Source organism: Pseudomonas sp. WC1 (assembly GCF_050586565.1).
Taxonomy (GTDB): domain Bacteria; phylum Pseudomonadota; class Gammaproteobacteria; order Pseudomonadales; family Pseudomonadaceae; genus Aquipseudomonas.
Genome location: NZ_JBOBDQ010000073.1, coordinates 1 through 23,392 on the forward strand (window position 1 = coordinate 1; position 23,392 = coordinate 23,392).

General features: G+C 64.6%; 21 protein-coding genes and 1 pseudogene. 14 read left to right on the plus strand and 8 right to left on the minus strand.

The window, feature by feature from the left end:
- Positions 1-90: 90 nt before the first annotated feature.
- Positions 91-648 carry a WYL domain-containing protein gene (locus tag ACQ4OD_RS23905; RefSeq protein WP_139667803.1) on the minus strand — a complete coding sequence of 186 codons (558 nt, stop codon included), beginning with the start codon at positions 646-648 and terminating at the stop codon, positions 91-93.
- A gap of 206 nt (positions 649-854) precedes the next feature.
- Here ACQ4OD_RS23905 and ACQ4OD_RS23910 point away from each other — a divergent pair, with 206 nt between their 5' ends.
- The 7 genes from ACQ4OD_RS23910 to ACQ4OD_RS23940 all read left to right on the plus strand — a co-directional run bounded on the left by ACQ4OD_RS23910 (position 855) and on the right by ACQ4OD_RS23940 (position 7,464).
- A complete protein-coding gene (locus tag ACQ4OD_RS23910) occupies positions 855-1,667 on the plus strand; it encodes a tetratricopeptide repeat protein (RefSeq protein ID WP_198755775.1) in 813 nt (270 codons plus the stop codon).
- A gap of 127 nt (positions 1,668-1,794) precedes the next feature.
- Positions 1,795-2,232 (plus strand): MarR family winged helix-turn-helix transcriptional regulator, encoded by a 438-nt coding sequence (locus tag ACQ4OD_RS23915; RefSeq protein ID WP_139667805.1) that lies wholly within the window; start codon positions 1,795-1,797, stop codon positions 2,230-2,232.
- A complete protein-coding gene (locus ACQ4OD_RS23920) occupies positions 2,229-4,316 on the plus strand; it encodes an FUSC family protein (protein WP_430945051.1) in 2,088 nt (695 codons plus the stop codon). Before ACQ4OD_RS23915 ends, ACQ4OD_RS23920 begins: the two co-directional genes overlap by 4 nt.
- The gene (locus ACQ4OD_RS23925; RefSeq protein WP_011531590.1) at positions 4,313-4,525 is read left to right on the plus strand and encodes a DUF1656 domain-containing protein; all 213 of its coding nucleotides are present in this window, start codon (positions 4,313-4,315) and stop codon (positions 4,523-4,525) included. The genes ACQ4OD_RS23920 and ACQ4OD_RS23925 overlap by 4 nt, the downstream gene beginning before the upstream one ends.
- Complete coding sequence (locus tag ACQ4OD_RS23930; protein WP_430945052.1) at positions 4,522-5,397, plus strand: efflux RND transporter periplasmic adaptor subunit; 876 nt, start codon at positions 4,522-4,524, stop codon at positions 5,395-5,397. The genes ACQ4OD_RS23925 and ACQ4OD_RS23930 overlap by 4 nt, the downstream gene beginning before the upstream one ends.
- Positions 5,394-6,812: an efflux transporter outer membrane subunit gene (locus tag ACQ4OD_RS23935; RefSeq protein WP_430945053.1), complete on the plus strand. Its 1,419-nt coding sequence runs from the start codon at positions 5,394-5,396 to the stop codon at positions 6,810-6,812. The genes ACQ4OD_RS23930 and ACQ4OD_RS23935 overlap by 4 nt, the downstream gene beginning before the upstream one ends.
- Before the next feature lie 196 nt (positions 6,813-7,008).
- Positions 7,009-7,464 (plus strand): REP-associated tyrosine transposase, encoded by a 456-nt coding sequence (locus tag ACQ4OD_RS23940; protein ID WP_430945054.1) that lies wholly within the window; start codon positions 7,009-7,011, stop codon positions 7,462-7,464.
- A 204-nt stretch (positions 7,465-7,668) separates the two neighbouring features.
- Here the strand turns inward: ACQ4OD_RS23940 and ACQ4OD_RS23945 are convergent, their stop codons facing one another.
- The 4 genes from ACQ4OD_RS23945 to ACQ4OD_RS23960 are packed head-to-tail and all read right to left on the minus strand — an operon-like array spanning position 7,669 to position 10,799.
- Entirely contained in the window at positions 7,669-8,412 is a 744-nt protein-coding gene (locus tag ACQ4OD_RS23945; protein ID WP_046857545.1) for a hypothetical protein, read from the minus strand.
- 3 nt (positions 8,413-8,415) lie between these two features.
- Positions 8,416-9,003, minus strand: a complete 588-nt coding sequence (lpoB, locus tag ACQ4OD_RS23950; RefSeq protein ID WP_023632455.1) for a penicillin-binding protein activator LpoB — start codon at positions 9,001-9,003, stop codon at positions 8,416-8,418.
- Positions 9,004-9,024: 21 nt separating this feature from the next.
- Positions 9,025-9,393, minus strand: a complete 369-nt coding sequence (locus tag ACQ4OD_RS23955) for a YcfL family protein (protein WP_038707145.1) — start codon at positions 9,391-9,393, stop codon at positions 9,025-9,027.
- 14 nt (positions 9,394-9,407) lie between these two features.
- Positions 9,408-10,799 (minus strand): COG3014 family protein, encoded by a 1,392-nt coding sequence (locus ACQ4OD_RS23960; RefSeq protein ID WP_139667813.1) that lies wholly within the window; start codon positions 10,797-10,799, stop codon positions 9,408-9,410.
- 289 nt (positions 10,800-11,088) lie between these two features.
- Between ACQ4OD_RS23960 and ACQ4OD_RS23965 the strand changes: the two genes are divergently transcribed.
- Positions 11,089-13,032, plus strand: coding sequence for a cytochrome c/FTR1 family iron permease (locus tag ACQ4OD_RS23965; protein ID WP_139667815.1), 1,944 nt, complete (start codon positions 11,089-11,091; stop codon positions 13,030-13,032).
- A gap of 94 nt (positions 13,033-13,126) precedes the next feature.
- On the plus strand, positions 13,127-13,579 hold the full coding sequence (locus tag ACQ4OD_RS23970; RefSeq protein ID WP_102684976.1) for a YaiI/YqxD family protein: 453 nt from the start codon (positions 13,127-13,129) through the stop codon (positions 13,577-13,579).
- Between the two features lie 89 nt (positions 13,580-13,668).
- Here ACQ4OD_RS23970 and elbB read toward each other — a convergent pair whose 3' ends face one another.
- Positions 13,669-14,337, minus strand: coding sequence for an isoprenoid biosynthesis glyoxalase ElbB (gene elbB / locus ACQ4OD_RS23975; protein WP_198753718.1), 669 nt, complete (start codon positions 14,335-14,337; stop codon positions 13,669-13,671).
- 113 nt (positions 14,338-14,450) lie between these two features.
- On the opposite strand from elbB, the pseudogene ACQ4OD_RS23980 reads away from it, so the two are divergent.
- Positions 14,451-15,077 (plus strand): annotated as a pseudogene (locus ACQ4OD_RS23980) (sterol desaturase family protein); the annotation flags it as partial.
- 501 nt (positions 15,078-15,578) lie between these two features.
- Here ACQ4OD_RS23980 and ACQ4OD_RS23985 read toward each other — a convergent pair.
- The gene (locus ACQ4OD_RS23985; RefSeq protein WP_173862468.1) at positions 15,579-16,223 is read right to left on the minus strand and encodes a DedA family protein; all 645 of its coding nucleotides are present in this window, start codon (positions 16,221-16,223) and stop codon (positions 15,579-15,581) included.
- Positions 16,224-16,431: 208 nt separating this feature from the next.
- On the opposite strand from ACQ4OD_RS23985, the gene hemB reads away from it, so the two are divergent.
- A complete protein-coding gene (gene hemB / locus ACQ4OD_RS23990) occupies positions 16,432-17,442 on the plus strand; it encodes a porphobilinogen synthase (protein ID WP_023631873.1) in 1,011 nt (336 codons plus the stop codon).
- 79 nt (positions 17,443-17,521) lie between these two features.
- A complete protein-coding gene (gene ppk1 / locus ACQ4OD_RS23995) occupies positions 17,522-19,708 on the plus strand; it encodes a polyphosphate kinase 1 (protein WP_430945055.1) in 2,187 nt (728 codons plus the stop codon).
- On the opposite strand, the gene ppx is transcribed toward ppk1, so the two are convergent.
- On the minus strand, positions 19,695-21,197 hold the full coding sequence (ppx, locus tag ACQ4OD_RS24000; protein WP_198753720.1) for an exopolyphosphatase: 1,503 nt from the start codon (positions 21,195-21,197) through the stop codon (positions 19,695-19,697). The two genes, ppk1 and ppx, sit on opposite strands and share 14 nt — an antisense overlap.
- A 244-nt stretch (positions 21,198-21,441) precedes the next feature.
- Here ppx and trxA point away from each other — a divergent pair, with 244 nt between their 5' ends.
- A complete protein-coding gene (gene trxA, locus ACQ4OD_RS24005; protein WP_046857535.1) occupies positions 21,442-21,771 on the plus strand; it encodes a thioredoxin TrxA in 330 nt (109 codons plus the stop codon).
- 310 nt (positions 21,772-22,081) lie between these two features.
- A complete protein-coding gene (gene rho / locus ACQ4OD_RS24010; RefSeq protein ID WP_011536308.1) occupies positions 22,082-23,341 on the plus strand; it encodes a transcription termination factor Rho in 1,260 nt (419 codons plus the stop codon).
- Positions 23,342-23,392: the final 51 nt, after the last annotated feature.

The window sequence follows — 23,392 nt, forward strand, 5'->3', positions numbered from 1 at the left end:
AGGTATGGCGCAAGACTTGAGGGCCGCACGGTCGGTGTGGGAGCCGGCTTGCCGGCGAGAGGCCAGATCAGCCAGCGGCGAAATCGGGGTCTAGTCCCGATACTTAGCCGCTGCGCTGGCCAATGTCCGCGCAATCTCCTCGCGCAATGCCTGCGGCGCTTCCACCACCAGCCCATCCCCCTGGCTCAGCAACCACCAGCGCAAGGGCCAGCCATCCGCCACGGTTGCCCGTAATCGGTGCCCCTGATCCAGCGCGGTCAACTGCATGTCCGCGGTCAGCGGCGTCTCGCGCAGACGGCGAGCGAGCAAGTCGCTGATCCACGCCTGCAGTTCGATGCCTTCCCCTTGGCCAGGCTGCAACGTATCGCCGCGCAAATACCCCTGCAGGTCGAAGTTCCCACGCAACTCGCCGCCGGCGTTGGCTGACCAGTGCCAGCCGAACGGGATGCTCTTGTCATTGCGCTCCAGCGGAAAGATCAGCGACAGCTCGTTGAGGTCGCGCTCGACCGTGCGCTTGCTGACATTGAAGCCCACGTCACGCAGGCGCCACACCAGTTCGGCACTGGTGATCCCGGGAGAGCGGCTGGGTAGCTGGCGCAGCAATGCCCATTGGCGGCTGAGGGTGGCGCGGGTGGTGGCGAACGGCAAAAGGAAACGTCCTTGTCTAGGCTTGCCGGCATAGGATGGCGGCACGGGCAGGGCATGGCAATTGGCCACAGCCTGCTCAGATCAAGGAAGATGCAATTGGTTGCCTGGGATCAATTCGTTCGCGACAGGTTTTGTCGTGGCATCGCGCAGAATCACGCCTCACCACAGTGGAGGTTGGAGCTGTGGGTCGTTCAATGAGGATGAACATGTCTGCCGCCAGCAATATCCATTCGCTGCTTGCCCGGCTTCTACCCGAGCGGATCGTTCCGGCGCCGGCCCGCCCCGGGCAGCGCCACCGGCTGTTCGCCGGGGTGGGCATGCCCGCCCAGCAGGCCCTGAGCGGCGAGCGCTTTGGCCTGATCGACCGCCTGGACGAGGCAGTCGACCTGCAGGCGGTCTATCACGACCTCTGCCGCCAGGCCCTGCTGGGCAATGTCGCGGCGCTCAATGACCTGGGCTGGATCTGGCTCAATGGCAAATACTGGCGCGGCGACACGGTGCTGGCGGGGCACCTGTTGCGCATGGCGGCGTTGCAGGGCAATGCTGCGGCCTGGTTCAACCTTGGGCAGCAGCAGTACTTCGGCAAGGGCGTCGATGTTTCCTACGTCAATGCGGCCGAATACTACGGCCATGCTTTCGAGCGGGGCATGGTGCATGCCGCCGCGGCACTGGGCGATCTGTACGAGGAGGAGGTGTGCGAGGGCGACCAGGTGTGGCAGGTCGATCCGCTCGAGGCCTACCAATGGTTCCTGCGCGGCGCCGAGCGTGGCGAGAAGCGCTGCCGCTTCGAGGTGGGCTACCGCTTGCTGCATGGCGTGTATGTGGAGGCTGACACCAAGGCCGGCCTGTACTGGCTGGAACTGGCGGCGGCGACCGGGGTGATGCAGGCCGCCGAGGAGCTGGCGGTGCATTTCAGCAGCCGCGACGCGGCGCGCTACCTCGGCTGGCGCGACCAGGCGATCCAGCTGGGCAGCACGCTGGCGCTGACCATGAAGCTGGAAGACCAGATCCAGCCTTGAGCGCAGCGTGCCTGCAGGGATCATGAACAACCTTTCATCTTTTCCCTCCGTCACCTGCGGTTGACGACAGGGGGAGGGCTGGGCGTATATTGATAGTTAGCAAACTATGAATATCCTCGGTTCTCACATGTCCCTCGACGCACTGCACCTGAAGATCAGCAGCGGCATGGTTGTGGCTGCCCGGCACTGGCGCCGCCTGTGTCAGGGCGCCCTGACCGGCTATGGCATTTCCGAAGCCTGCGCCGTCCCCTTGCTGATGATCGTGCGCCTGGGCGATGGCGTGCATCAGGTGGCGGTGGCCCAGGCGGCCGGGTTGGAAAGCCCGTCGCTGGTGCGCCTGCTCGACCAACTGTGCAAGGCTGGCCTGGTATGCCGCAGCGAGGACCCTCTGGACCGTCGTGCCAAGGCGCTGAACCTGACCGTCGAGGGCCGCGCCCTGGCCGAGTCCATCGAAGGCGAGCTGGTACGCCTGCGTCGTGAGGTGCTTGGAGGCATCGACCAGGCCGACCTGGAGGCCACCTTGCGGGTCATCCATGCCTTCGAACAGGCAGGTCTGCAGCCATGAATGGCTTCTTCAGCTCGGTCCCGCCGGCCCGCGACTGGTTCTACGGCGTGCGCACCTTCGCCGCGTCGATGATTGCCCTGTATATCGCCCTGCTGATGCAGCTGCCACGCCCTTACTGGGCCATGGCCACGGTCTATATCGTCTCCAGCCCATTCCTCGGCCCGACCACCTCCAAGGCGCTGTACCGCGCTCTGGGCACACTGCTGGGCGCAGGTGGGGCAATCCTGCTGGTGCCGCCGCTGGTGCAATCCCCGCTGCTGCTGAGCATCGCCATCGCCCTTTGGACCGGCACGTTGCTGTTCCTCTCGCTGAACTTGCGCACGGCCAACAACTACGTGTTGATGCTGGCCGGCTACACCCTGCCGATGATCGCCCTGGCGGTGGTCGACAACCCGCTGGCAGTGTTCGACGTGGCCTCGTCCCGGGCCCAGGAAATCTGCCTGGGGATCGTCTGTGCGGCGGTGGTTGGCGCGGTGTTCTGGCCGCGCCGGCTGGCGCCCGTGGTGGTCGGCGCCACCGGCAGCTGGTTCGGCGATGCGATCCGCTACTGCGACACCTACCTGGCCCGCGAAGCCGGCGCCGACAAGGTCGGCGGCATGCGTGGCGCGATGGTCGCCACCTTCAACTCGCTGGAGCTGATGATCGGCCAGCTCGGCCATGAAGGCGCCGGCCCGCATACCTTGAAGAACGCCCGCGAATTGCGCGGGCGGATGATCCATCTGCTGCCGGTGATCGACGCGCTCGACGATGCCCTGATCGCCCTTGAAGGTCGCGCCCCGGCGCAGTTCGCGCTGCTGCAACCGGTGCTGGGCAGCGCCCGTGAATGGCTCGTAGGCACCGCCGACAGCGCCTCGGTGGCACGCTGGACCGCCCTGCACGAGCAGATCGACCGCCTGCAGCCGGGCGCCGCCGCCCTCGACCAGCGCTCTGAGCTGCTGCTGTCCAACGCCCTCTATCGCCTGACCGAATGGGCCGACCTCTGGCAGGACTGCTGCAGCCTGCAGCACGCCCTGCGCAAGGACGACGCCACGCCCTGGCGCGCGGTCTACCGTCACTGGCGCCTGGGCCGGTTGACACCGTTCTTCGACCGCGGCCTGATGCTCTACTCGGTGTTTTCCACGGTCACCGCGATCGTCGTCGCCTGCGGCCTGTGGATCGGCCTGGGCTGGAACGACGGCGCCAGCGCGGTGATCCTCGCCGCCGTGTCGTGCAGTTTCTTCGCCGCCATGGACGACCCGGCGCCGCAGATCTACCGGTTCTTCTTCTGGACCCTGATGTCGGTGATCTTCTCTAGCCTGTATCTGTTCCTGGTGCTGCCCAACCTGCACGACTTCGCCATGCTGGTGCTGGCTTTCGCCGTGCCGTTCATCTGCGTCGGCACCCTGACCGTGCAGCCGCGTTTCTACCTTGGCACCTTGCTGACCATCGTCAACACCTCGACCTTCATCAGCATCCAGGGCGCCTACGACGCCGACTTCTTCACATTCCTCAATTCCAACCTGGCCGGCCCCGTGGGGCTGCTGTTCGCTTTTATCTGGACCCTGGTGGTACGCCCGTTCGGCGTGGAGCTGGCGGCCAAGCGCATGACCCGCTTCGCCTGGCGCGACATCGTCGAGATGACCGCGCCGGCCACCCTGGCCGAGCACCGCCAGGTCGGGGTGCAGATGCTCGACCGCCTGATGCAGCACCTGCCACGCCTGTCGCAGACCGGCCAGGACAGCAGCGTGGCCCTGCGCGACCTGCGCGTGGGCCTGAACCTGCTCGACCTGCTGGCCTACATGCCCCGCGCCGGCGCCCAGGCTCGCGAGCGCCTGCAGACGGTGATCGAGGAAGTCGGCGCGCACTACGCCGCCTGCCTGCGCGCCGGCGAGCGCCTGCATGCCCCGGCGGCACTGCTGCGCAACATGGAGCGCGCGCGCCAGGCGCTGAACCTCGATGAGCTTTACGAGCGGGGCGATGCCCGCACCCACCTGCTGCACGCCCTGGCCGGTTTGCGCCTGGCGCTGCTGCCAGGTGTCGAGGTGATGCTCGAGCCCGCCGAACAAACGCAACTGCCCCCGGGCCTCGACGGAGCACCCCTGTGATCGGTGAACTGGATATCAGCGGGGTGTTCCTGCCCACGCTGCTGGTGATGATGTTTGGCACCTACCTGTTGTACCTGGGGGTGCACGCGGTGCTGGTGCGCCTGCATTTCTACCGCCTGGTCTGGCACCGGGCGCTGTTCAACGTTGCCCTGTATGCCGTGCTGCTTGGCGCGGTGGACCACTTTTGCCGAAGCCTGATGCTGCCATGAAAAAACCTTTGCTGACCCTGGGCCGCGTGGTCCTGACCTCGCTGGTAGTGACCTTCGCCGCCGTGCTCGTGTGGCAGATGGTGGTGTACTACATGTTCGCCCCCTGGACCCGCGACGGTCATATCCGCGCTGACGTGATCCAGATCGCCCCGGATGTTTCCGGGCTGATCCAGCAGGTCGAGGTGCGCGACAACCAGACCATCAAGCGCGGTGACGTGCTGTTCACCATCGACCAGGACCGTTTCACCCTGGCCCTGCGCCAGGCCAAGGCAACCCTGGCCGAGCGCCAGGAAACCCTGGCCCAGGCCTCCCGCGAGGCCCAGCGCAACCGCAAGCTGGGCAACCTGGTGGCGGCCGAGCAGCTTGAAGAGAGCCAGTCCCGCGAGGCCCGCGCCCGCTCGGCGGTGAGTGAGGCCCAGGTGCAGGTGGATGTGGCCCAGCTCAATCTCGATCGCTCGGTGGTGCGTAGCCCGGTGGACGGCTACCTCAACGACCGCGCCCCGCGCGCCCACGAGTTCGTCAGCGCCGGGCGCCCGGTGTTGTCGGTGGTCGACAGTGCCTCGTACCACGTCGATGGCTACTTCGAGGAAACCAAGCTGGGCGGGATCCATATCGGCGACGCCGTGGATATCCGTGTGATGGGCGACCCCACCCGCCTGCGCGGCCGGGTGCAGAGCCTCTCCGCCGGTATCGAGGACCGCGACCGCAGCAGCGGCGCCAACCTGCTGCCCAACGTCAACCCGGCGTTCAGTTGGGTGCGCCTGGCCCAGCGGATCCCGGTACGCATCACCTTCGATGAAGTGCCGGCGGACTTTCGCATGATCGCTGGGCGTACCGCCACGGTGTCGATCATCGAGGACCAACGCCCATGAAACAATTGATCCTGGCGGGGCTGTGTCTGTCCCTCGGTGCCTGCATGATGGTCGGCCCGGACTACCAGCTGCCCAAGGAGGCCGCCGTGCAGCGCGGCGACCTCAACGGCCCGCTGCGCCAGGACGCCGACAGCGTGGTCTCGGCGCCAGTGCCCGAGGACTGGTGGCAGCTGTATCAGGATCAACGGCTCAACCAGCTGGTGCGCGAGGCGCTCGGTGCCAACACCGAGCTGCGCGTGGCTGCCGCCAACATCGCCAAGGCCCGCGCCCAGGTGGAGGTGGCCGAATCGCAGGGTGGCTTCAATGGTGGCGTCAAGCTGGGTGCCCAGCGCCTGCAGGAGTCCGGCGAAGCGTTCCTGCTGCCGGAGAAAGTGCCGGTGGCCAACATCGGCGAGGCGATCATCAGCGCCAGCTACCAGTTCGACCTGTGGGGGACTTTCAAACGCGGCACCGAGGCCGCCAAGGCCAATGCCGATGCCGTGCAGGCCGCTGCCGACACCGCGCGCATCACCTTGGTGGCCGATGTGGTCAAGGCCTATACCCAGGTGTGCTCGGCCAACGAGGAATACCACATCGCCCGCGAGTCGCTGGACCTGCAGCAGCAGGGCGTGCAGCTGACCCAGCGCCTGCGCGATGCCGGGCGTGGCGACGAGACCCAGGTCACCCGTTCGCAGACCCAGTTCAAGTCGCTGCGCGCCGAGCTGCCGCGCTTCAAGGCCGAGCGTGAGGCTGGCCTCTACACCCTCGCCGCGTTGCTGGCCAAGCCTGTCGAACAATTGCCTGCCGGCACCGCCGATTGCGCCGAGCTGCCACAGCTGTCGCAACTGGTTCCGGTCGGCGATGGTGCGGCTCTGCTCAAGCGCCGCCCGGATGTGCGCCAGGCCGAACGCCAGCTGGCGGCAGCCACCGCCACCATCGGTGTGGCCACCGGCGCGCTGTACCCGGATATCAGCATCGGCGCCCAGGTGGGCACCATCGGCATCCTCGACAACCTCGGTGAGCCGGCCACCAACCGCTGGGGCTTCGGCCCGCAGGTCAGTTGGACCATCCCCACCAACGGCACCCGCGCGCGCATCCGCATGGCCGAGGCCTCGACCCAGGCGGCGCTGGCGCATTTCGATGGGGTGGTGCTGAATGCCATTCGCGAAACCCAGACCCGCCTGGCGCAATACAGCGCATTGCTCGACCGGCGTGATGCGTTGGCCGAGGCGGAGCGCTCCGCCAAGGAGTCGGCGGACCAGACCCATCTGCGCTATCAGGTAGGACGTGAGTCGTTCCTGGCGGACCTGCAGGCGACGCGGACCTACACCGATGTACGGGCGCAGCTGGCGGCGGCCAACAGCCAGGTGACAATGGGGCAGATTGGCGTGTTCCTGGCCTTGGGCGGCGGCTGGAAGAATAGCGCCAGGCCCTGAAATCCCTGGGGCCGCTGTGCGGCCCTTTCGTCGCGGTTCGCCGCCACGACAAGCCGGCTCCCACAAAGGCTGCACAGATCCCTGTGGGAGCCGGCTCGCCGGCGATGGAGGCAACACAGAAACATCACGTGTCACTCCATTTACGCCTCGCCCGCTGAGGGAACTAGCCTGACCTGTCATCAACAGGAGCAGGCATATGGATAGTCCTCATTCCGATCAACTCAGGCGTGGCAGGTTCTCCGAACCAGGCAGGCTTTACCTGCTCTCCAGCAAGACCTTGAACCGCGTGCCGTATCTGGTCGATCTGCGATCGGCTCGGTTGCTGATTGCGCAGTTGCGCACTGTGGAGCAAGAAGGCATCGCCCGTTCGCTGGCCTGGGTTGTGATGCCAGATCATTTTCACTGGCTTGTGGAGCTTGGGGACGTGGATCTGAAAACGCTGATGCGCAGGGTCAAGTCGCGCAGTACGCGGATGATCAATGGATATCAGAGGCGCACCGGTCGCCTGTGGCAGCAAGGCTTTCATGATCGGGCATTACGGCGTGAGGAGGATGTGCGCGCTGTTGCGCGCTACATTGTCATGAATCCCAAACGGGCAGGCTTGGTTGAGAGGATCGGCGATTATCCGCATTGGGATGCCATCTGGCTTTGAATGGGTAGCTGTCATGGTTGCCTGTGCTGGCCTCATCGCCGGCAAGCCGGCTCCCACAAAAGCTGCTCCGATCCCTGTGGGAGCCGGCTTGTCGTGGCGACGAAGCGCGGCGAAAGGGCCGCATAGCGGCCCCGGCAATTCTGATTTGGTACAGAGATCCTGGGGCAGCTCTGCAGTACAGGGATTGCGTTTGGCTCAGGCGGCTTAGTTCAACACCCGCGCCGGCTCATCCGGCGGCAGGTTGTCCCGCCCACGCGGCTGTTTCGCCTGCCCGGGCACCGAGCCGCCCAACTGTTCGGCCAGCTGCTGCGCAACATCCTCGCCCAGCGCCTTCGACACATCCCGCACCACCCGCGGACGGTTCAGCGTCACGCGGCGGTCCTGGCTTTTCACCAGCTTGGTGTCCTGCCCCTCACCCATGGCGGTGAACGCCGAGGTGATCTCGTAGGTGCGGGTGTTGATCAGGCTGAAGTCGGCGACCACGGTCAGGCCCAATACCGCCGAGTAGCTGTCGGTGTGATCCAGCGAGTTGATGTCCTGCTGGAAGTCGATGTCCGACAGGGTGCCGAACAGCACGTAGTCGGCGCCCTTGAACGCACCGTTCTTGATGCGGCGGATCACGTCGTACACGTCTTCCTTCGAGTCGGCGGTGTAGGGGCGGCCCTGGACCAGTTGGAACATGCCGGTCTTGAGGATCTCACCCTTGATGTCGCCACCGAACTTGCGCAGTTCGGTCTGCTCGATGTAGCTGTTGAGGCTCTCGTACTCGCTGTAGCTCGACTGGCCGCTGGCGTGGTACATGCCAGCCTGGCCGCTGCTCTGGGCGTTGATGGTGTGGATGTATTCCTCCACCTGCGCCTGGTAGGCCAGGTCGGTCACCGCCACCTTGGGGGCCGCCTGCGCGCCGAAGGCGCAGGCCAGGCCAATGATTGCCATCCATGCACGCATCGATCAGCGCTCCGTGGTCTTGCGGATTTCTTTTTCGTCCATCCACTCGGCCAGGCCGCTTTCCACGTCGATCAGCTGTAGGCTGAACTTGTAGAACACGTCCTTGTAGTCGCTGCTGCGCTTGACGATCGAGCTGATCGAGCCTTCCAGGCGGTACTTGGCGGCGATCATGTTGCCGGTCTTGGCCACGGTCTTCTTCTTGTACAGGCCGCTCTGGTTCTGCAGCTTGAGCTGGTCGACCTGGCTCTGCATGTCGGTGTTGTCGCTGGCGAAGCGGGCGGCGCCGGACTTCATCAGCTGGGTCTTGATCGAGGTGGTGATCTCGCGGGTATCGATGTACTCGCTGGTCTTGTTCTTGACGTCGTACACCTGCACCACCGGGCGGCCGTGCAGCACGCCGGACTGGGCCAGCGAGCGGGTCATGCTCTCGGCGATCATCTGCAGGTCGGTGGAGCCGAACTCGTTGGTGACCAGCTCGACAGCCTTGCTGTCGCCGTAGCTGATGTTCTTGCCGCCGAGAACCGGCGAAGGGGTGCTGCAGCCGCTGACCAGGGCAATGGCGAGGGCGGCGAGGGAAAGGCGTGCAAACATCGAATGTGCTCCTGAAAGGGGTTACCGGGTGTGGACTTCGAGGCGGAAGTCGCGGGCTGCGGGGGTCGGTGCGATGGCGGGCAGGAACTTGGCCTGCTTGCCGTACAGCGGCAGGGCTTTCCAGCTCTCTTCATCGGCCACCGGGAAACCATCGCTGCCTAGCCAGGCGAAGCGGTAGAACAGGGTCTGGTTGCTGCGGCTGCTGTTGGTCAAAGCCACGTTGACGGTGAGGTAGCCGTTTTCGCGGGCGACGCGCATCTGGCCGATCTCGATGTCATCCAGCTGGCCCATGGTCACCACCTTGCTGGCGGCGCTGCCGGGGGCAGGGGGTGGAGTGGCGCAGCCGGCCAGGAGGGCGACGGCGGCCAGGGCGAGGCATGTTTTGCGCATGTTCGATCCTTGGGTTACTTGAGGCTGGCGACAGCGGTGGCTGCGGCCTGCGGGGCGACTTCGACGGACGGGCCGCCAGCGAACACGCGGTTGCCGACCACGCGCAGGCTGACCACCTGGTAGGGGCGATCGACTTTCACCGTGACTTGGGTGCCGCCGAGGCTCGACGGCAGGCTCAGGTGGTGTTCGCCCTGTTTGAGGCGTACACGGGCCACCTGGGTTTCGTCGGGCAGGGTGCGCCAGGTGCGGGTATCGGCACCCTCCAGCACGGTGGAGGCGATTCCCACCACCAGCCCGGCCATCGGGTTGGACTGGTTCAGGTTCTTCTGTGCCACGCCACGGCTGATGGCGCGCACGCTGGTGCGCAGGATGATGCCCGGCATGTCGTCGCGCAGGGCGCGGCGCGACATGGCGGTGGTGCTGTTGAGCGCGGTCAGGGCCAGGGCCTTGTCGTTGAGCTGGATCTCGCTCAGGTGCGCGGTGGAGGTGTCTTCCTTGATGATCGGGAACGACAGCGGGGTGATCACCAGGTTGTCCTGGATCGGCAGTGGCAGCGGGATACGGATCGAATCGCGGGCCGGGGCCAGGCCGGTCTGCACCACGATCAGCACGTCGCTTTCACCGGCTTTGGCGCTGCTCTTGTCCAGCGCCAGCAATGCCTGGTCCAGCAGCGCTGTGTTCGGGCGCAGCTCGGCGGCCTTGCGGTAGCCCGGCGCGGCCAGGCCTTTCTCGCCGAGAGCCTCGTAGACAAAGCCGGAGAGGTAATGGCTGAAGGCGCTCTGGTAGCTGTTCTTCAGGCCGACCACCTCAGGGGCGTCGAGGCTGGCGACCGGGTAACCCTGCAGGTCCTTGTATTCGGTCTTGATGCCTTCCTTCTCTGCCTCTTCCTCGCGCTTGAGGTATTCCTTGTCGCGCAGCTCGGCGATGATCGCTTCGCGCTCGTGGGTCTTCTTGATCTCGGTGCGGGCGCCGTCGAAATCGTTCTGCGCCAGCAGGTTCAGGGCCATCTGCGTGGTCAGCATGACTTTTTCGTAGTCGTAGCCTTCGTAGCGGCGGACCTTGTCGTTGACCAGGTAGCTGCCGAACTGGCTCAGGTACTTGTCGGTGTCGAACTTGACCGACTCCTCCCACTGGAACACCACGCTGTCGGCGGCGCGCCAGGCGTCCTGGCTGCCCTTGAGGTCGCCCTTGGAGCGCAGCAGCTCGCCTTTCTCGAAGTAGTAGAGCAGGTCTTTCTTGTCGCCTTTGTTGTTGCTTTCCAGCAGGGCGAGGGCGGCGTCGACATTGCCGGCGGCCAACTGCTTGTTGGTCTCCTGCAGTTCGCTGTCGTAGCTGCGGAACACCGAGCAGCCGGTGAGCTGCACGGCGGCGACCAGGGTCGCCAGGGTGAGGGCGCGGGATACCATCGGACTTCTTCTTTCCCTGAAACGGTTGGCCGCGTGGGCGGGGGCGGCAGATCCCTCTGTTTTATCGCCAGAACCTCTCGATGGAGGCGCCTTGATTGCTAATGGCTATTACGGCGGCGCGGGATTATACCCAAAGTAGTATCTACGTGATGGCGAATTGCTTCGCATTTTCTGCAGGCGTGCCATCAGTCGGAAATCCGCTTGCCAGGCTGTCGACCGGTCAATTTGTCGCAAGATTTTTCATGAAATATGCGGGTGAGCCTTGAGCGGGGGGGAGTGGAAGTGAACAATGTTCTCTTTCGTATTTCCGTCGAGATTGGCCATGATTTCCCGTTCCCGTCTGCTTGCCTGGCTGCCTGCCCTGTTGCTTGGCCCGGTACTGGCGCTGTGCAGCACCCCGACGCTGGCCGAAGCACCGGCCGAGGCGACCAAGGCGTTGCATCTGCTGGACTACATCGGTGCCGACTACCCGCCAACCGTGCGCGACGGCAAGGTGGTGGACGACGGGGAATACCGCGAGCAACAGGAGTTCAGCGGCGTGCTGGCCGAGCTGGTCAAGGGGCTGCCCGAGCATGCCGAACGCGGCGCCCTGGAGCAGGGTGTCCAGAGCCTGCGCCAGGCCATCGACCAGCGACAGGATGGCGCCGGTGTTGCTCGCCAGGCCCGCCAGCTGGGTGCACGCCTGGCCGTGGCCTACGAGGTCAGCCAGGCACCGGTGATCACCCCGGACCCGGCCCGCGGCGCATCTCTGTATGCCCAGAATTGCTCGATCTGCCACGGTGATACCGGCTTGGGCGATGGCCCGGCCGGCGTCGGCCTGGAGCCTGCGCCGGCCAACCTGCGCGATGCCGCGCGCCTCGACCAGCTCAGCCTGTTCGACCTGTACAACACCCTCGGGCTGGGCATCGAGGGCACCGAGATGCCCTCGTTCGCCGACCAGCTCGACGAGCGCCAGCGCTGGGACGTGGCGGCCTATATCGCCAGCTTCACCGCCGATCCGCAGGCGGCCAAGAGCGACAAGACCTGGAACCTCGCCGATCTGGCCCGGCAGACCCCGGCCGAAGTTGCCGCCAGTGAAGGCGCAAACGCCGTGGCCGCGTTCCGCGCCCAGCGGGCGCAACCGCCGCAGGTCAAGCGTGGCCCGGCGCAACTGCTCGAGTACACCTCCAGCACCCTGGACAAGAGCCTGGCGGCCTACCGCGCCGGCGACCACGATCAAGCTTATGATTTGTCGGTGGCGGCCTATCTGGAAGGCTTCGAGCTGGTGGAAAGCTCGCTCGACAACATCGACACCCAGGCCCGCAAGGACACCGAAAAGTCGCTGATGGCCTACCGTCAGTCGCTGCAGGACGGCCTGCCGGTGGCCCAGGCCGACCAGCGCCTGGCCGAAGCCAAGGTCAAGCTCGAACAGGCCTCGAAGCTGCTGGGCAGCGATGGCCTGAGCTGGTCGTTGAGCTACATCTCTGGCCTGTTGATCCTGCTGCGCGAGGGCCTGGAGGCGATCCTGGTGCTGGCGGCGATCCTCGCCTTCCTGCGCAACACCGGCCAGCAGTCGGCGGTGCGCAGCGTCAACGTCGGCTGGGCCTTGGCGCTGGTCGCCGGTTTCGCCACCTGGGCCCTGGCGGCCTATGTGATCGATGTCGGTGGCGCGCAGCGTGAACTGCTCGAAGGTTGCACGGCGTTGTTCGCCGCGGTGATGGTGCTGTGGCTAGGCGTGTGGATGCACGACCGCCGCCACGCGGCCGCCTGGCAGGACTACATCAAGAGCAGCCTGGTCAGTGGCGGCGGGCGCTTCGGCTTTGCCGTGCTGGCGTTCTTCTCGGTGTACCGCGAGCTGTTCGAGGTGATCCTGTTCTACGAGACCCTTTGGCTGCAGGCCGGCCCGGCTGGCCACCAGGCGGTTCTGGCAGGCGGTGCCACGGCGCTGGTGCTGCTGGTGGGCCTGGCCTGGGTGATCCTGCGCGGTTCGGCCAAGCTGCCGCTGTCGCTGTTCTTCAGCATCAACGCGGCTTTGCTCTGTGCGCTGTCGGTGGTGTTCGCCGGGCACGGCGTCAAGGCGCTGCAGGAGGCCGGCGTGCTGGGTACGCGGCCGGTGGCGTTCTTCGAGTTCGACTGGCTGGGGATCCACGCCGATCTTTACTCGCTGAGTGCGCAGGCGGTGGCGTTGCTGGCTATCGTGTTCCTCTATGGACGCAGCCGCTTGGCCGAGAAGCGCCGGGCGGCGGCCAGCTGAGTCCGTGCAGGGGGTGGGGGTGGGGTGCCTCCACCCCGCCCCGCAATGAGGCTGGGGCTGGCATAATGTCCGCCCGGAGTACAGGATTAATCCCATGCGTGTATGGATCGACGCCGACGCCTGCCCCAAGGCGGCCAAGGACCTGATCGTCAAGTTCGCCCTCAAGCGCAAGCTGGAGGTGGTGATGGTGGCCGGTCAGCCACAGATCAAGCCGGCCTTCGCCTGCGTGCGGCTTATCGTGGTGCCCAGCGGCATGGACGCGGCCGACGATTACCTGGTGGACAACGCCGTGCCGGGCGAGTTGGTGATCTGCAGCGACGTGCCACTGGCCGACCGCTTGATCAAGAAAGGCGTGGCCGCGCTGGACCCGCGTGGCCGCGAGTTCGACGAGCGCAACATGGGCGAGCGCCTGGCGGTGCGCAACCTGTTCACCGAACTGCGCGAGCAGGGGCAAGTGGGCGGCGGGCAGGCACCTTATGGCGAACGGGAGAAGCAGGCGTTCGCCAATGCCCTGGACCGGATTCTGGGACGGCTTTCCAAGCGTTAAGTACGTGGGGCTGCCGGTTCCCACATCTGTAGGTGATCCTGTGGGAGCCGGCTTGCCGGCGATGGCCTGCGTAGCAGGCCTTCGAGGCCTTACTTGTCACCCTCGTGGGTCAGCTCCAGCACCCGGTCCACCAGCTTGTAGATGCCACCCGCCGCCTCGCTGATCGACTTGGCCAGCATGTACGCCGGGGTAGTCACCAGCTTGCGCTGGGTATCTTCGACGATATCGTGCACATCGCACTCTTCATGGGTGCCCCCCATCTTCACCACCGCCGCGCTGGTGCCGGCGTCAGTGCCGATGGTGCAGACCACGCCCGGCCCATAGATCTTCGCCGCCAAGGCCGGCGAGATGCAGATCAGCCCGACCGGCTTGCAGGCGTCGGCAAACGCCTCGGCCAGTGCCAGCACGTCCGGTTGCACGGTGCAGTTGGCGCCTTCGACGGCAAAGTTCGACAGGTTCTTCGCCGCGCCGAAGCCTCCCGGCACGATCAGGGCGTCGAAGTCCTCGACCTTGGCTTCGCGAATGTCCTTCACCTCGCCACGGGCAATGCGCGCCGACTCCACCAGCACATTGCGCGATTCCGGCATCTCTTCCCCGGTCAGGTGGTCGATCACATGCATCTGCGCGATGTTCGGCGCGAAGCACTGCACCTGGGCGCCGCGCTGGTCCAGGCGCAGCAGGGTGATCACGCTCTCATGGACTTCGGCGCCGTCGTACACGCCGCAACCGGACAGAATCACCGCAACTTTTTTTGTCATGCTCAATACTCCAGTGTCGAGGCGCTAAATGTCCTCTAGTTTGGCAGATGTAGCCATGGGATTTGCCCTTCGCCGGGCCTAATCTTCGTGAACAACCTTGGAGGTGGCCGTTCATGGACCTGATTCTGCTGGCCGTGCCGTTCTTCTTCGTGCTGATCGCGGTGGAGCTGATAGCCGACCGCGTGCGCGGGCGTCGCAACTACCAGCTTGCCGACTCGATCAACAGCCTGAGCACCGGTGCGCTGTCCACCAGCACCGGGCTGCTGACCAAAGGGGTGGGGCTGGTCACCTATGCCGTGGCATGGGAGCACCTGGCCTGGTTGCGGCTGCCGGCGGATGCCTGGTGGGTGTGGGTGGTCGCCTTCGTGCTTTACGACCTCTGTTACTACTGGCTGCACCGCCTGGGCCACGAGCGCAACATCCTGTGGGCAGCGCACTCGGTGCATCACCAGAGCGAGGAGTACAACCTCACCACCGCCTTGCGCCAGACCAGTAGCGGGTTCTTGTTTTCCTGGATCTTCTACCTGCCGCTGGCGCTGCTGGGCGTGCCGCCCCTGGTGTTCATCACCGTGGCATCGCTGAACCTGCTGTACCAGTTCTGGGTGCACACCCGCCATGTGCCCAAGCTGGGCTGGCTCGAGTGGATTTTCATCACGCCGTCCAACCATCGCGTCCACCATGCGCAGAATCCTCTGTACTTGGATCGCAACTACGGCGGCGTGTTCATAATCTGGGACCGGCTGTTCGGCACCTTCCAGGAAGAGGACGAGCGCGAGCCGGTGATCTTTGGCGTGACCACGCCTTTGGCGAGCTGGAACCCGCTGTGGGCCAACGTGCAGTTCTATGCCCAGCTGTGGGACGACGCCCGGCGAACGGCCCGTTGGTGGGACAAGCTGCGCATCTGGTTCATGCCCACCGGCTGGCGGCCGGCGGACGTGGCCGCCGCTTATCCACAGGCCAAGCAGGACCTCGCCGCGTTTCGCAAGTTCGCGATCCCGCTGGGCGCTGCGCAGCAGTTGTACGTCACGGCGCAGTTCGCGGTCTACGTCGCGTTGGGCAGTTATCTGATGGAGGTGGCGGAGCAGGTGACGCCCGCGGCCCTGGCATTGGGCTGGATGGTGATGGCGTTCGGGCTGTTCGTGCTGGGCGTGGCGCTGGAAGACCGGGCCTGGGCAGGGCGCCTGGAACTGGCGCGCCTGCTGTCGAATGCGCCCGCGCTGTATCTGGCCGGCGCGCTTGGCTTAGTGCTGGTCACGCCGTTGTTCTGGCTGCTGCTGCTCGGCTACAGCTTGCTCAGCCTCGGCGGCCTGGCCCTCTGCCGCCGCGCGACGCTCGGCGCGGCTATTGCGAAAGCGCCGACGCAGCCAGAGCGCGAGGCCCAGCACCAGCAGGCCGCCGAGCACCCATAGCTCGTATTTCTTGATGCTGCCCAGCATGCCTTCGAGGATGGCGCCGAAGTGGTAGGCAGCCAGGCCCAGAGCCAGGGCCCAGACTGCGGCGCCGATGCCATTGAGCAGCAGGTAGCGGCGTGGCGGGTAGCCGGACAGGCCGATGGCCACCGGCATGACCGTGCGCAGGCCGTAGACGAAGCGGAAGCTCAGCACCCAGATGTCCGGATGGCGGCGGATATGCTCCAGCGCGCGGTCGCCCATGGCCTGCCAGCGAGGCTTGCGGGCGAGGATCTTGCGTCCATGGCGGCGGCCCATGAAGTACCACAGTTGGTCACCGGCGTAGCTGCCACAAAAGGCTACCAGGACTACCAGCTTGATATCCATGTATTCGCGGAACGCAAGAAACCCAGCGAGCACGAGGATCGTCTCGCCCTCGAAGAACGTGCCGAGAAAAAGGGCAAAATAGCCGAAATCGTTCAGGAATTGTTGAAGCATTTTCTGGCGTGCTGGCGAAATGAACGCGCAGCCTACCCCTTCGGGCGCGATCGGGAAAGTGTCCAAATGTGTCTCGACGTGAACATTTCCTACAAGGACAATGACTGCGGCCACAAGTCGCAGGGTTGCCCTCGGGTGTCACACAGGCGTCATAATGGCCGCTTATAACTGTCGCGCTCGCCCGCCTGCGCGGGCTCAGGAGTCTGCCGTGAGCTTTACCCCCGCCAATCGTCTGTTTCCTGCCACCCGTCTGCGTCGCAATCGTCGGGACGAATTCTCCCGTCGCCTGGTGCGCGAAAACACCCTGACCGTCGATGACCTGATTCTTCCGGTATTCGTACTGGACGGCGAAGGCCGCCGCGAAGAAGTGCCGTCCATGCCGGGCGTCGAGCGCCTGTCGATTGACCTGTTGCTGGAAGCCGCACAGGGGTGGGTAGAGCTGGGCATTCCGGCGCTGGCGCTGTTCCCGGTGACCCCGACCGAAAAGAAATCCCTCGATGGCGCCGAAGCGTGGAACCCGGACGGCATCGCCCAGCGCGCCACCCGTGCCCTGCGTGCCCGCTTCCCGGAGCTGGGGGTGATCACCGACGTGGCCCTTGACCCGTTCACCACCCACGGTCAGGACGGCATCCTCGACGAGGAAGGCTACGTGCAGAACGACATCACCGTCGACGCGCTGGTGCGTCAGGCGCTGTCCCATGCCGAGGCTGGCGCCCAGGTAGTCGCCCCATCGGACATGATGGACGGCCGTCTCGGCGCGATCCGCGAGGCTCTCGAAGTGGCCGGCCACGTCAACGTGCGCATCATGGCCTACTCGGCCAAGTACGCCAGCGCCTACTACGGCCCGTTCCGCGATGCGGTCGGCTCGGCGCTGAACCTGGGCAAGGCCAACAAGGCCTCCTACCAGATGGATCCGGCCAACAGCGACGAGGCCTTGCACGAAGTGGCCACCGACCTCGCCGAAGGCGCCGACATGGTCATGGTCAAGCCGGGCATGCCGTACCTGGACATCGTTCACCGGGTGAAGACCGAGTTCAAGGTGCCGACCTTCGTCTATCAGGTCAGCGGCGAGTACGCCATGCACATGGCCGCGATCCAGAACGGCTGGCTCAGCGAAGCCGTGATCCTTGAATCCCTCACCGCATTCAAACGGGCAGGCGCCGATGGCATCCTGACCTATTTCGCCGTGCGTGCCGCTCAAATGATGAGAGGGCAGTAACGCTCTCCAGGAACGTCAGATGAATAACGAAGTGCTCAACCCTGTCGCGATCAAGGATGCCCAGGCCGTGCCCGAAGAGATGGTGCAGACGCCGCCCGACCTGCCGGCGGTAGCGCAGCCGGAACCTGCCGCTGAAGCCGCCCCTGCTCCAGCGCCTGCGCCTGCGCCGGCTCCGGCGATCGCCGTGCCGAGCCTGGACGACAGCAGCCTGTACATTCATCGCGAGCTTTCGCAGCTGCAGTTCAATATCCGCGTGCTGGAGCAGGCGCTGGACGAGTCGTACCCGCTGCTCGAGCGCCTGAAGTTCCTGTTGATCTTCTCCAGCAACCTGGACGAGTTCTTCGAAATCCGCGTGGCCGGCCTGAAGAAGCAGATCAACTTCGCCCGCGAACAGGCCGGCGCCGACGGCCTGCAGCCGCACCAGGCGCTGGCGCGCATCAGCGAGCTGGTGCATCTCGAAGTGGATCGCCAGTACGCGATCCTCAACGACGTGCTGCTGCCGGAGCTGGAAAAACACGCCATTCGCTTTATCCGCCGCCGTTACTGGACGCCCAAGCTCAAGACCTGGGTACGGCGCTTCTTCCGCGACGAGATCGCGCCGATCATCACCCCGATCGGCCTCGACCCGACCCACCCGTTCCCGCTGCTGGTGAACAAGAGCCTGAACTTCATCGTCGAGCTCGAGGGTGTCGACGCCTTCGGCCGCGATTCGGGCCTGGCGATCATTCCGGCACCGCGCCTGCTGCCGCGGGTAATCCGCGTGCCGGAAGACGTGGGTGGGCCTGGTGACAACTATGTGTTCCTGTCGTCGATGATCCATGCCCATGCCGATGACCTGTTCCAGGGCATGAAGGTCAAGGGTTGCTACCAGTTCCGCCTGACCCGTAACGCCGACCTGGCGCTGGACTCCGAAGAAGTCGACGACCTGGCCCGGGCCCTGCGCGGCGAGCTGTTCTCGCGCCGCTACGGCGATGCGGTGCGCCTCGAGGTGGCCGACACCTGCCCGAAACACCTCTCCGACTACCTGCTCAAGCAGTTCAGCCTGAGCGAGAGCGAGCTGTACCAGGTCAACGGCCCGGTCAACCTGACCCGCCTGTTCAGCATCACCGGGCTCGACAGCCACCCGGAGCTGCAGTACACGCCGTTCACCCCGGCGATCCCCAAGCTGCTCGTCAATGCCGACAACATCTTCAGCGTGATCGGCAAGCAGGACGTGCTGCTGATGCACCCGTTCGAGTCGTTCACCCCGGTGATCGACCTGCTGCGCCAGGCCGCCAAGGACCCGCACGTGCTTGCCGTACGCCAGACGCTCTATCGCTCGGGCGCCAACTCGGAGATCGTCGACGCCCTGGTGGACGCGGCGCGTAACGGCAAGGAGGTCACTGCGGTGATCGAATTGCGCGCCCGCTTCGACGAAGAGTCCAACCTGCAGATGGCCAGCCGCCTGCAGGCCGCCGGCGCGGTGGTGATCTATGGGGTGGTCGGTTTCAAGACCCACGCCAAGATGATGCTGATCCTGCGCCGCGAGCAGGGCGAGATCGTCCGTTACGCGCACCTGGGCACCGGCAACTACCACGCCGGCAACGCCCGCCTGTACACCGACTACAGCCTGCTGACCTCCGACGACGCCCTCACCGAAGACGTCGGCAAACTGTTCAGTCAGTTGATCGGCATGGGCAAGACCCTGCGCATGAAGAAGCTGCTGCACGCGCCCTTCACCCTGAAGAAGGGCATGCTCGACATGATCGCCCGGGAGACCCAGTTCGCCCTGGAGGGCAAGCCGGCACACATCATCGCCAAGTTCAATTCGCTGACCGACGCCAAGATCATCAAGGCGCTGTACAAGGCCAGCCAGTCGGGCGTGCGCATCGACCTGGTGGTGCGCGGCATGTGCTGCCTGCGTCCGGGCATCCCGGGCGTTTCGCACAACATCCATGTGCGCTCGATCATCGGCCGCTTCCTCGAGCACACCCGGGTGTTCTATTTCCTCAATGGCGGCGAGGAGCAGATCTACCTGTCCAGTGCCGACTGGATGGAGCGCAACCTCGACAAGCGCGTCGAGACCTGCTTCCCGGTGGAAGGCAAGAAGCTGTTGCTAAGGGTCAAGAAGGAACTGGAAGGCTACCTGACCGACAACACCCAGGCCTGGACCTTGCAGCCGGACGGGCGCTACGTGCGCAGCACCCCGACCGGCAACCAGAACCCGCGCAGTGCCCAGGCGACCCTGCTGGAGCGCCTGAGCAACCCGGTGCTCAACGTACGCTGAGGACGAAGCCGACCCGGGCCAGCCACTCCGCCTCGTTGGCGAAGTCGGCCTGGGTCAGCTGGTTCTGTTCCAGCCAGTTGCCAGGGAAAACCACTTCCAGGCTGTTGTCGCCGGCGTGCAGCACCACTTTCGGCATCTGCTGGGTGCCGCGGATGTGGTGGAAGAGGATGGCGAAGCGCAGCAGTACGCACAGGCGGATCAGCTTGATGCCTTCGTCGCCGAACTCGGCGAACTTGTCCTTGGGAATGTTGCGGCGATGGCCGCGCACCAGCAGTGCCATCATCTGCTGGTCTTCGCGGGAGAAGCCGGACAGGTCGGAGTGCTCGATCAGGTAGGCTCCGTGCTTGTGGTAGTGATAATGGGCGATATCCAAGCCCACTTCATGCACTTTCGCCGCCCAACCCAGAAGATCGCGCCAGTTGCCGTCTTCTAGGTCCCATGCCTTGGCCACTTGATCGAAGGCGTGCAGCGCCTTGCGCTCCACGCGTGCGGCCTGGCCTTGATCGACGTGGTAGCGCTCCATCAGCGAGTTCAGGGTGCGCTCGCGCACGTCCTCGTGGTGGTGGCGGCCCAGCAGGTCGAACAGCACGCCCTCACGCAGGGCACCGTCGCAGTGCTCCATGCGCTGCAGCTCCAGCGCGTCGAAGATCGCCTCGAGGATGGCCAGCCCCGCCGGGAAGATGGTGCGGCGATCGGGCTTGACCCCTTCGAAGTCGATCTTGTCGGTCTCGCCCAGCTTGAACAGCTTGCGCTTGACCCAGGCCAGGCCCTCGGCGTTGACCTCGCCATTGCCCAGGCCGCCGGACTTGATGGCGGCGCCGATGGCACGGATGGTCCCGGATGAGCCGATCGCCTCGTCCCAGGTCAGGCGGTGCAGGGCGTTCTCGATGCTCATCAGCTCCAGGCGCGCGGCGGTGTAGGCCTGGGCGTAGCGCGCCGGGGTGATCTTGCCGTCGCGGAAATAACGCTGGGTGAAGCTGACGCAGCCCATTTGCAGGCTTTCGCGCAGCAGCGGCTCGAAACGCTGGCCGATGATGAACTCGGTGCTGCCGCCGCCGATGTCGGCGACCAGGCGCTTGCCCGGGGTGTCGGCCAGGGTGTGGGACACGCCCAGGTAGATCAGGCGCGCCTCTTCACGGCCGGAAATGACCTCGACCGGGTGGCCGAGGATGGCCTCGGCGCGCAGGATGAATTCGTTGCGGTTGCGTGCTTCGCGCAAGGCGTTGGTGCCGACGATGCGCACCGCGCCCTGTGGCATGCCGTTGATCAGTTGGGCGAAGCGCTTGAGGCATTCCAGGCCGCGTTGCATGGCTTCTTCGCTGAGCCTGCGCTCATCGTCGATGCCGGCGGCGAGCTGAACCTTTTCTCCAAGCCTTTCGAGGATGCGGATTTCCGTGTGATGGGCCTTGGCCACGACCATGTGGAAGCTGTTGGAGCCCAGGTCGATGGCGGCGATCAGAGACAGGTTCTTCGCGGTGGTATGCGGCATGGTCTGGAGGTTCTCGGTCGTTAACCCGGCAATCGTGCCACGATCGTGGTCCTACGCCAACGAGCGGCACTGCAAGGCTTGATGCATGGCAATGTCATAGCAATGTTATGACCGTGATATGACAGTTTCGATTCGTGGCGTCTTGCACCACTATAGTTACACTCAATCGTCTGTGGCTTCCTGTCGCGCCTGGGTGCGGCTATGATGGGCAACGTTTTTTTGTGCTTACGACCTGGAGATATCCATGAGCAGCGATCTTATCAAACATGTCACCGACGCCAGCTTCGAAGCCGACGTACTCAAGGCTGAAGGCGCGGTGCTGGTCGACTACTGGGCTGAATGGTGCGGCCCATGCAAGATGATCGCGCCGGTACTGGACGACATCGCTTCGGAATATCAAGGCAAGGTGACCATCGCCAAGCTGAACATCGACGAAAACCAGGAAACTCCGGCCAAGCATGGCGTGCGTGGTATCCCGACGCTGATGCTGTTCAAGAACGGCAACGTCGAGGCCACCAAGGTCGGCGCGTTGTCCAAGTCGCAGCTCAAAGCGTTCCTCGACGCCAGCCTGTGATTTGATGAAGCCCCGCAAATGCGGGGCTTTTCTTTATCTGTTGTAGTTGGTTTCCCTGGGGGCTGGCGAGCCCCGGCCTTGCAACCATCCAGTCGAATAGCCCCGTAAAACACTGGCCAAAACCACTAGACGTCGAAAAAAGCAAGTGTTACATTCGGCCTCGCACTGCTTCTCCAGTGCCCTCTGCACGCCGTCGCCGAAGCATCCCTAATTCGAATCAGTACGCGATCCTGTCGCCATCTAGCGGCGCGGCCTCATTAAGCCAACTGCTTAATTTTTCCCTTCCTTACATGATTACGTCACTCCCCTTATGAACCTGACAGAACTCAAGCAAAAGCCGATTACCGATCTTTTGGAAATGGCCGAACAGATGGGCATCGAAAACATGGCCCGTTCGCGCAAACAGGACGTGATTTTCGCCCTGCTGAAGAAGCATGCGAAAAGCGGCGAAGAGATCTCGGGTGACGGCGTGCTGGAGATTCTCCAGGATGGTTTCGGTTTCCTGCGTTCGGCGGATGCCTCTTACCTGGCCGGCCCTGATGACATCTACGTTTCGCCCAGCCAGATCCGTCGCTTCAACTTGCGCACCGGCGACACCATCGTCGGCAAGATCCGCCCACCGAAGGAAGGCGAGCGTTACTTCGCGCTGTTGAAGGTCGATACCATCAACTTCGACCGTCCGGAAAACGCGAAGAACAAGATCCTGTTCGAAAACCTGACGCCGCTGTTCCCGAACAAGCGCCTGAAGATGGAAGCCGGTAACGGCTCCACCGAAGACCTCACCGGTCGCGTCATCGACCTGTGCGCCCCGATCGGCAAAGGCCAGCGTGGCCTGATCGTCGCACCGCCGAAAGCCGGTAAGACCATCATGCTGCAGAACATCGCAGCCAACATTACCCGTAACAACCCCGAGTGCCACCTGATCGTCCTGCTGATCGACGAGCGCCCGGAAGAAGTGACCGAGATGCAGCGCACCGTGCGCGGCGAAGTGGTCGCTTCGACCTTTGACGAGCCGCCGACCCGCCACGTGCAGGTTGCCGAGATGGTCATCGAGAAGGCCAAGCGCCTGGTCGAGCACAAGAAAGACGTGGTCATCCTGCTCGACTCCATCACCCGTCTGGCACGTGCCTACAACACCGTGATCCCGAGCTCCGGCAAGGTGCTGACCGGTGGTGTCGACGCCCACGCCCTGGAAAAGCCGAAGCGCTTCTTCGGTGCCGCCCGTAACATCGAGGAAGGCGGTTCGCTGACCATCATCGCCACCGCGCTGGTCGAAACCGGCTCGAAGATGGACGAAGTGATCTACGAAGAGTTCAAGGGTACCGGCAACATGGAGCTGCCCCTGGACCGCCGCATCGCCGAGAAGCGTGTGTTCCCGGCCATCAACATCAACAAGTCCGGTACCCGTCGCGAAGAGCTGCTGACCGCCGACGACGAACTGCAGCGCATGTGGATCCTGCGCAAGCTGCTGCACCCGATGGACGAGATCGCCGCCATCGAGTTCCTGGTCGACAAGCTCAAGCAGACCAAGACCAACGATGAGTTCTTCCTGTCGATGAAGCGCAAGTAAGCGTTTCAGTCTGGAACTGATTGGGGCTGCTTCGCAGCCCATCGCCGGCAA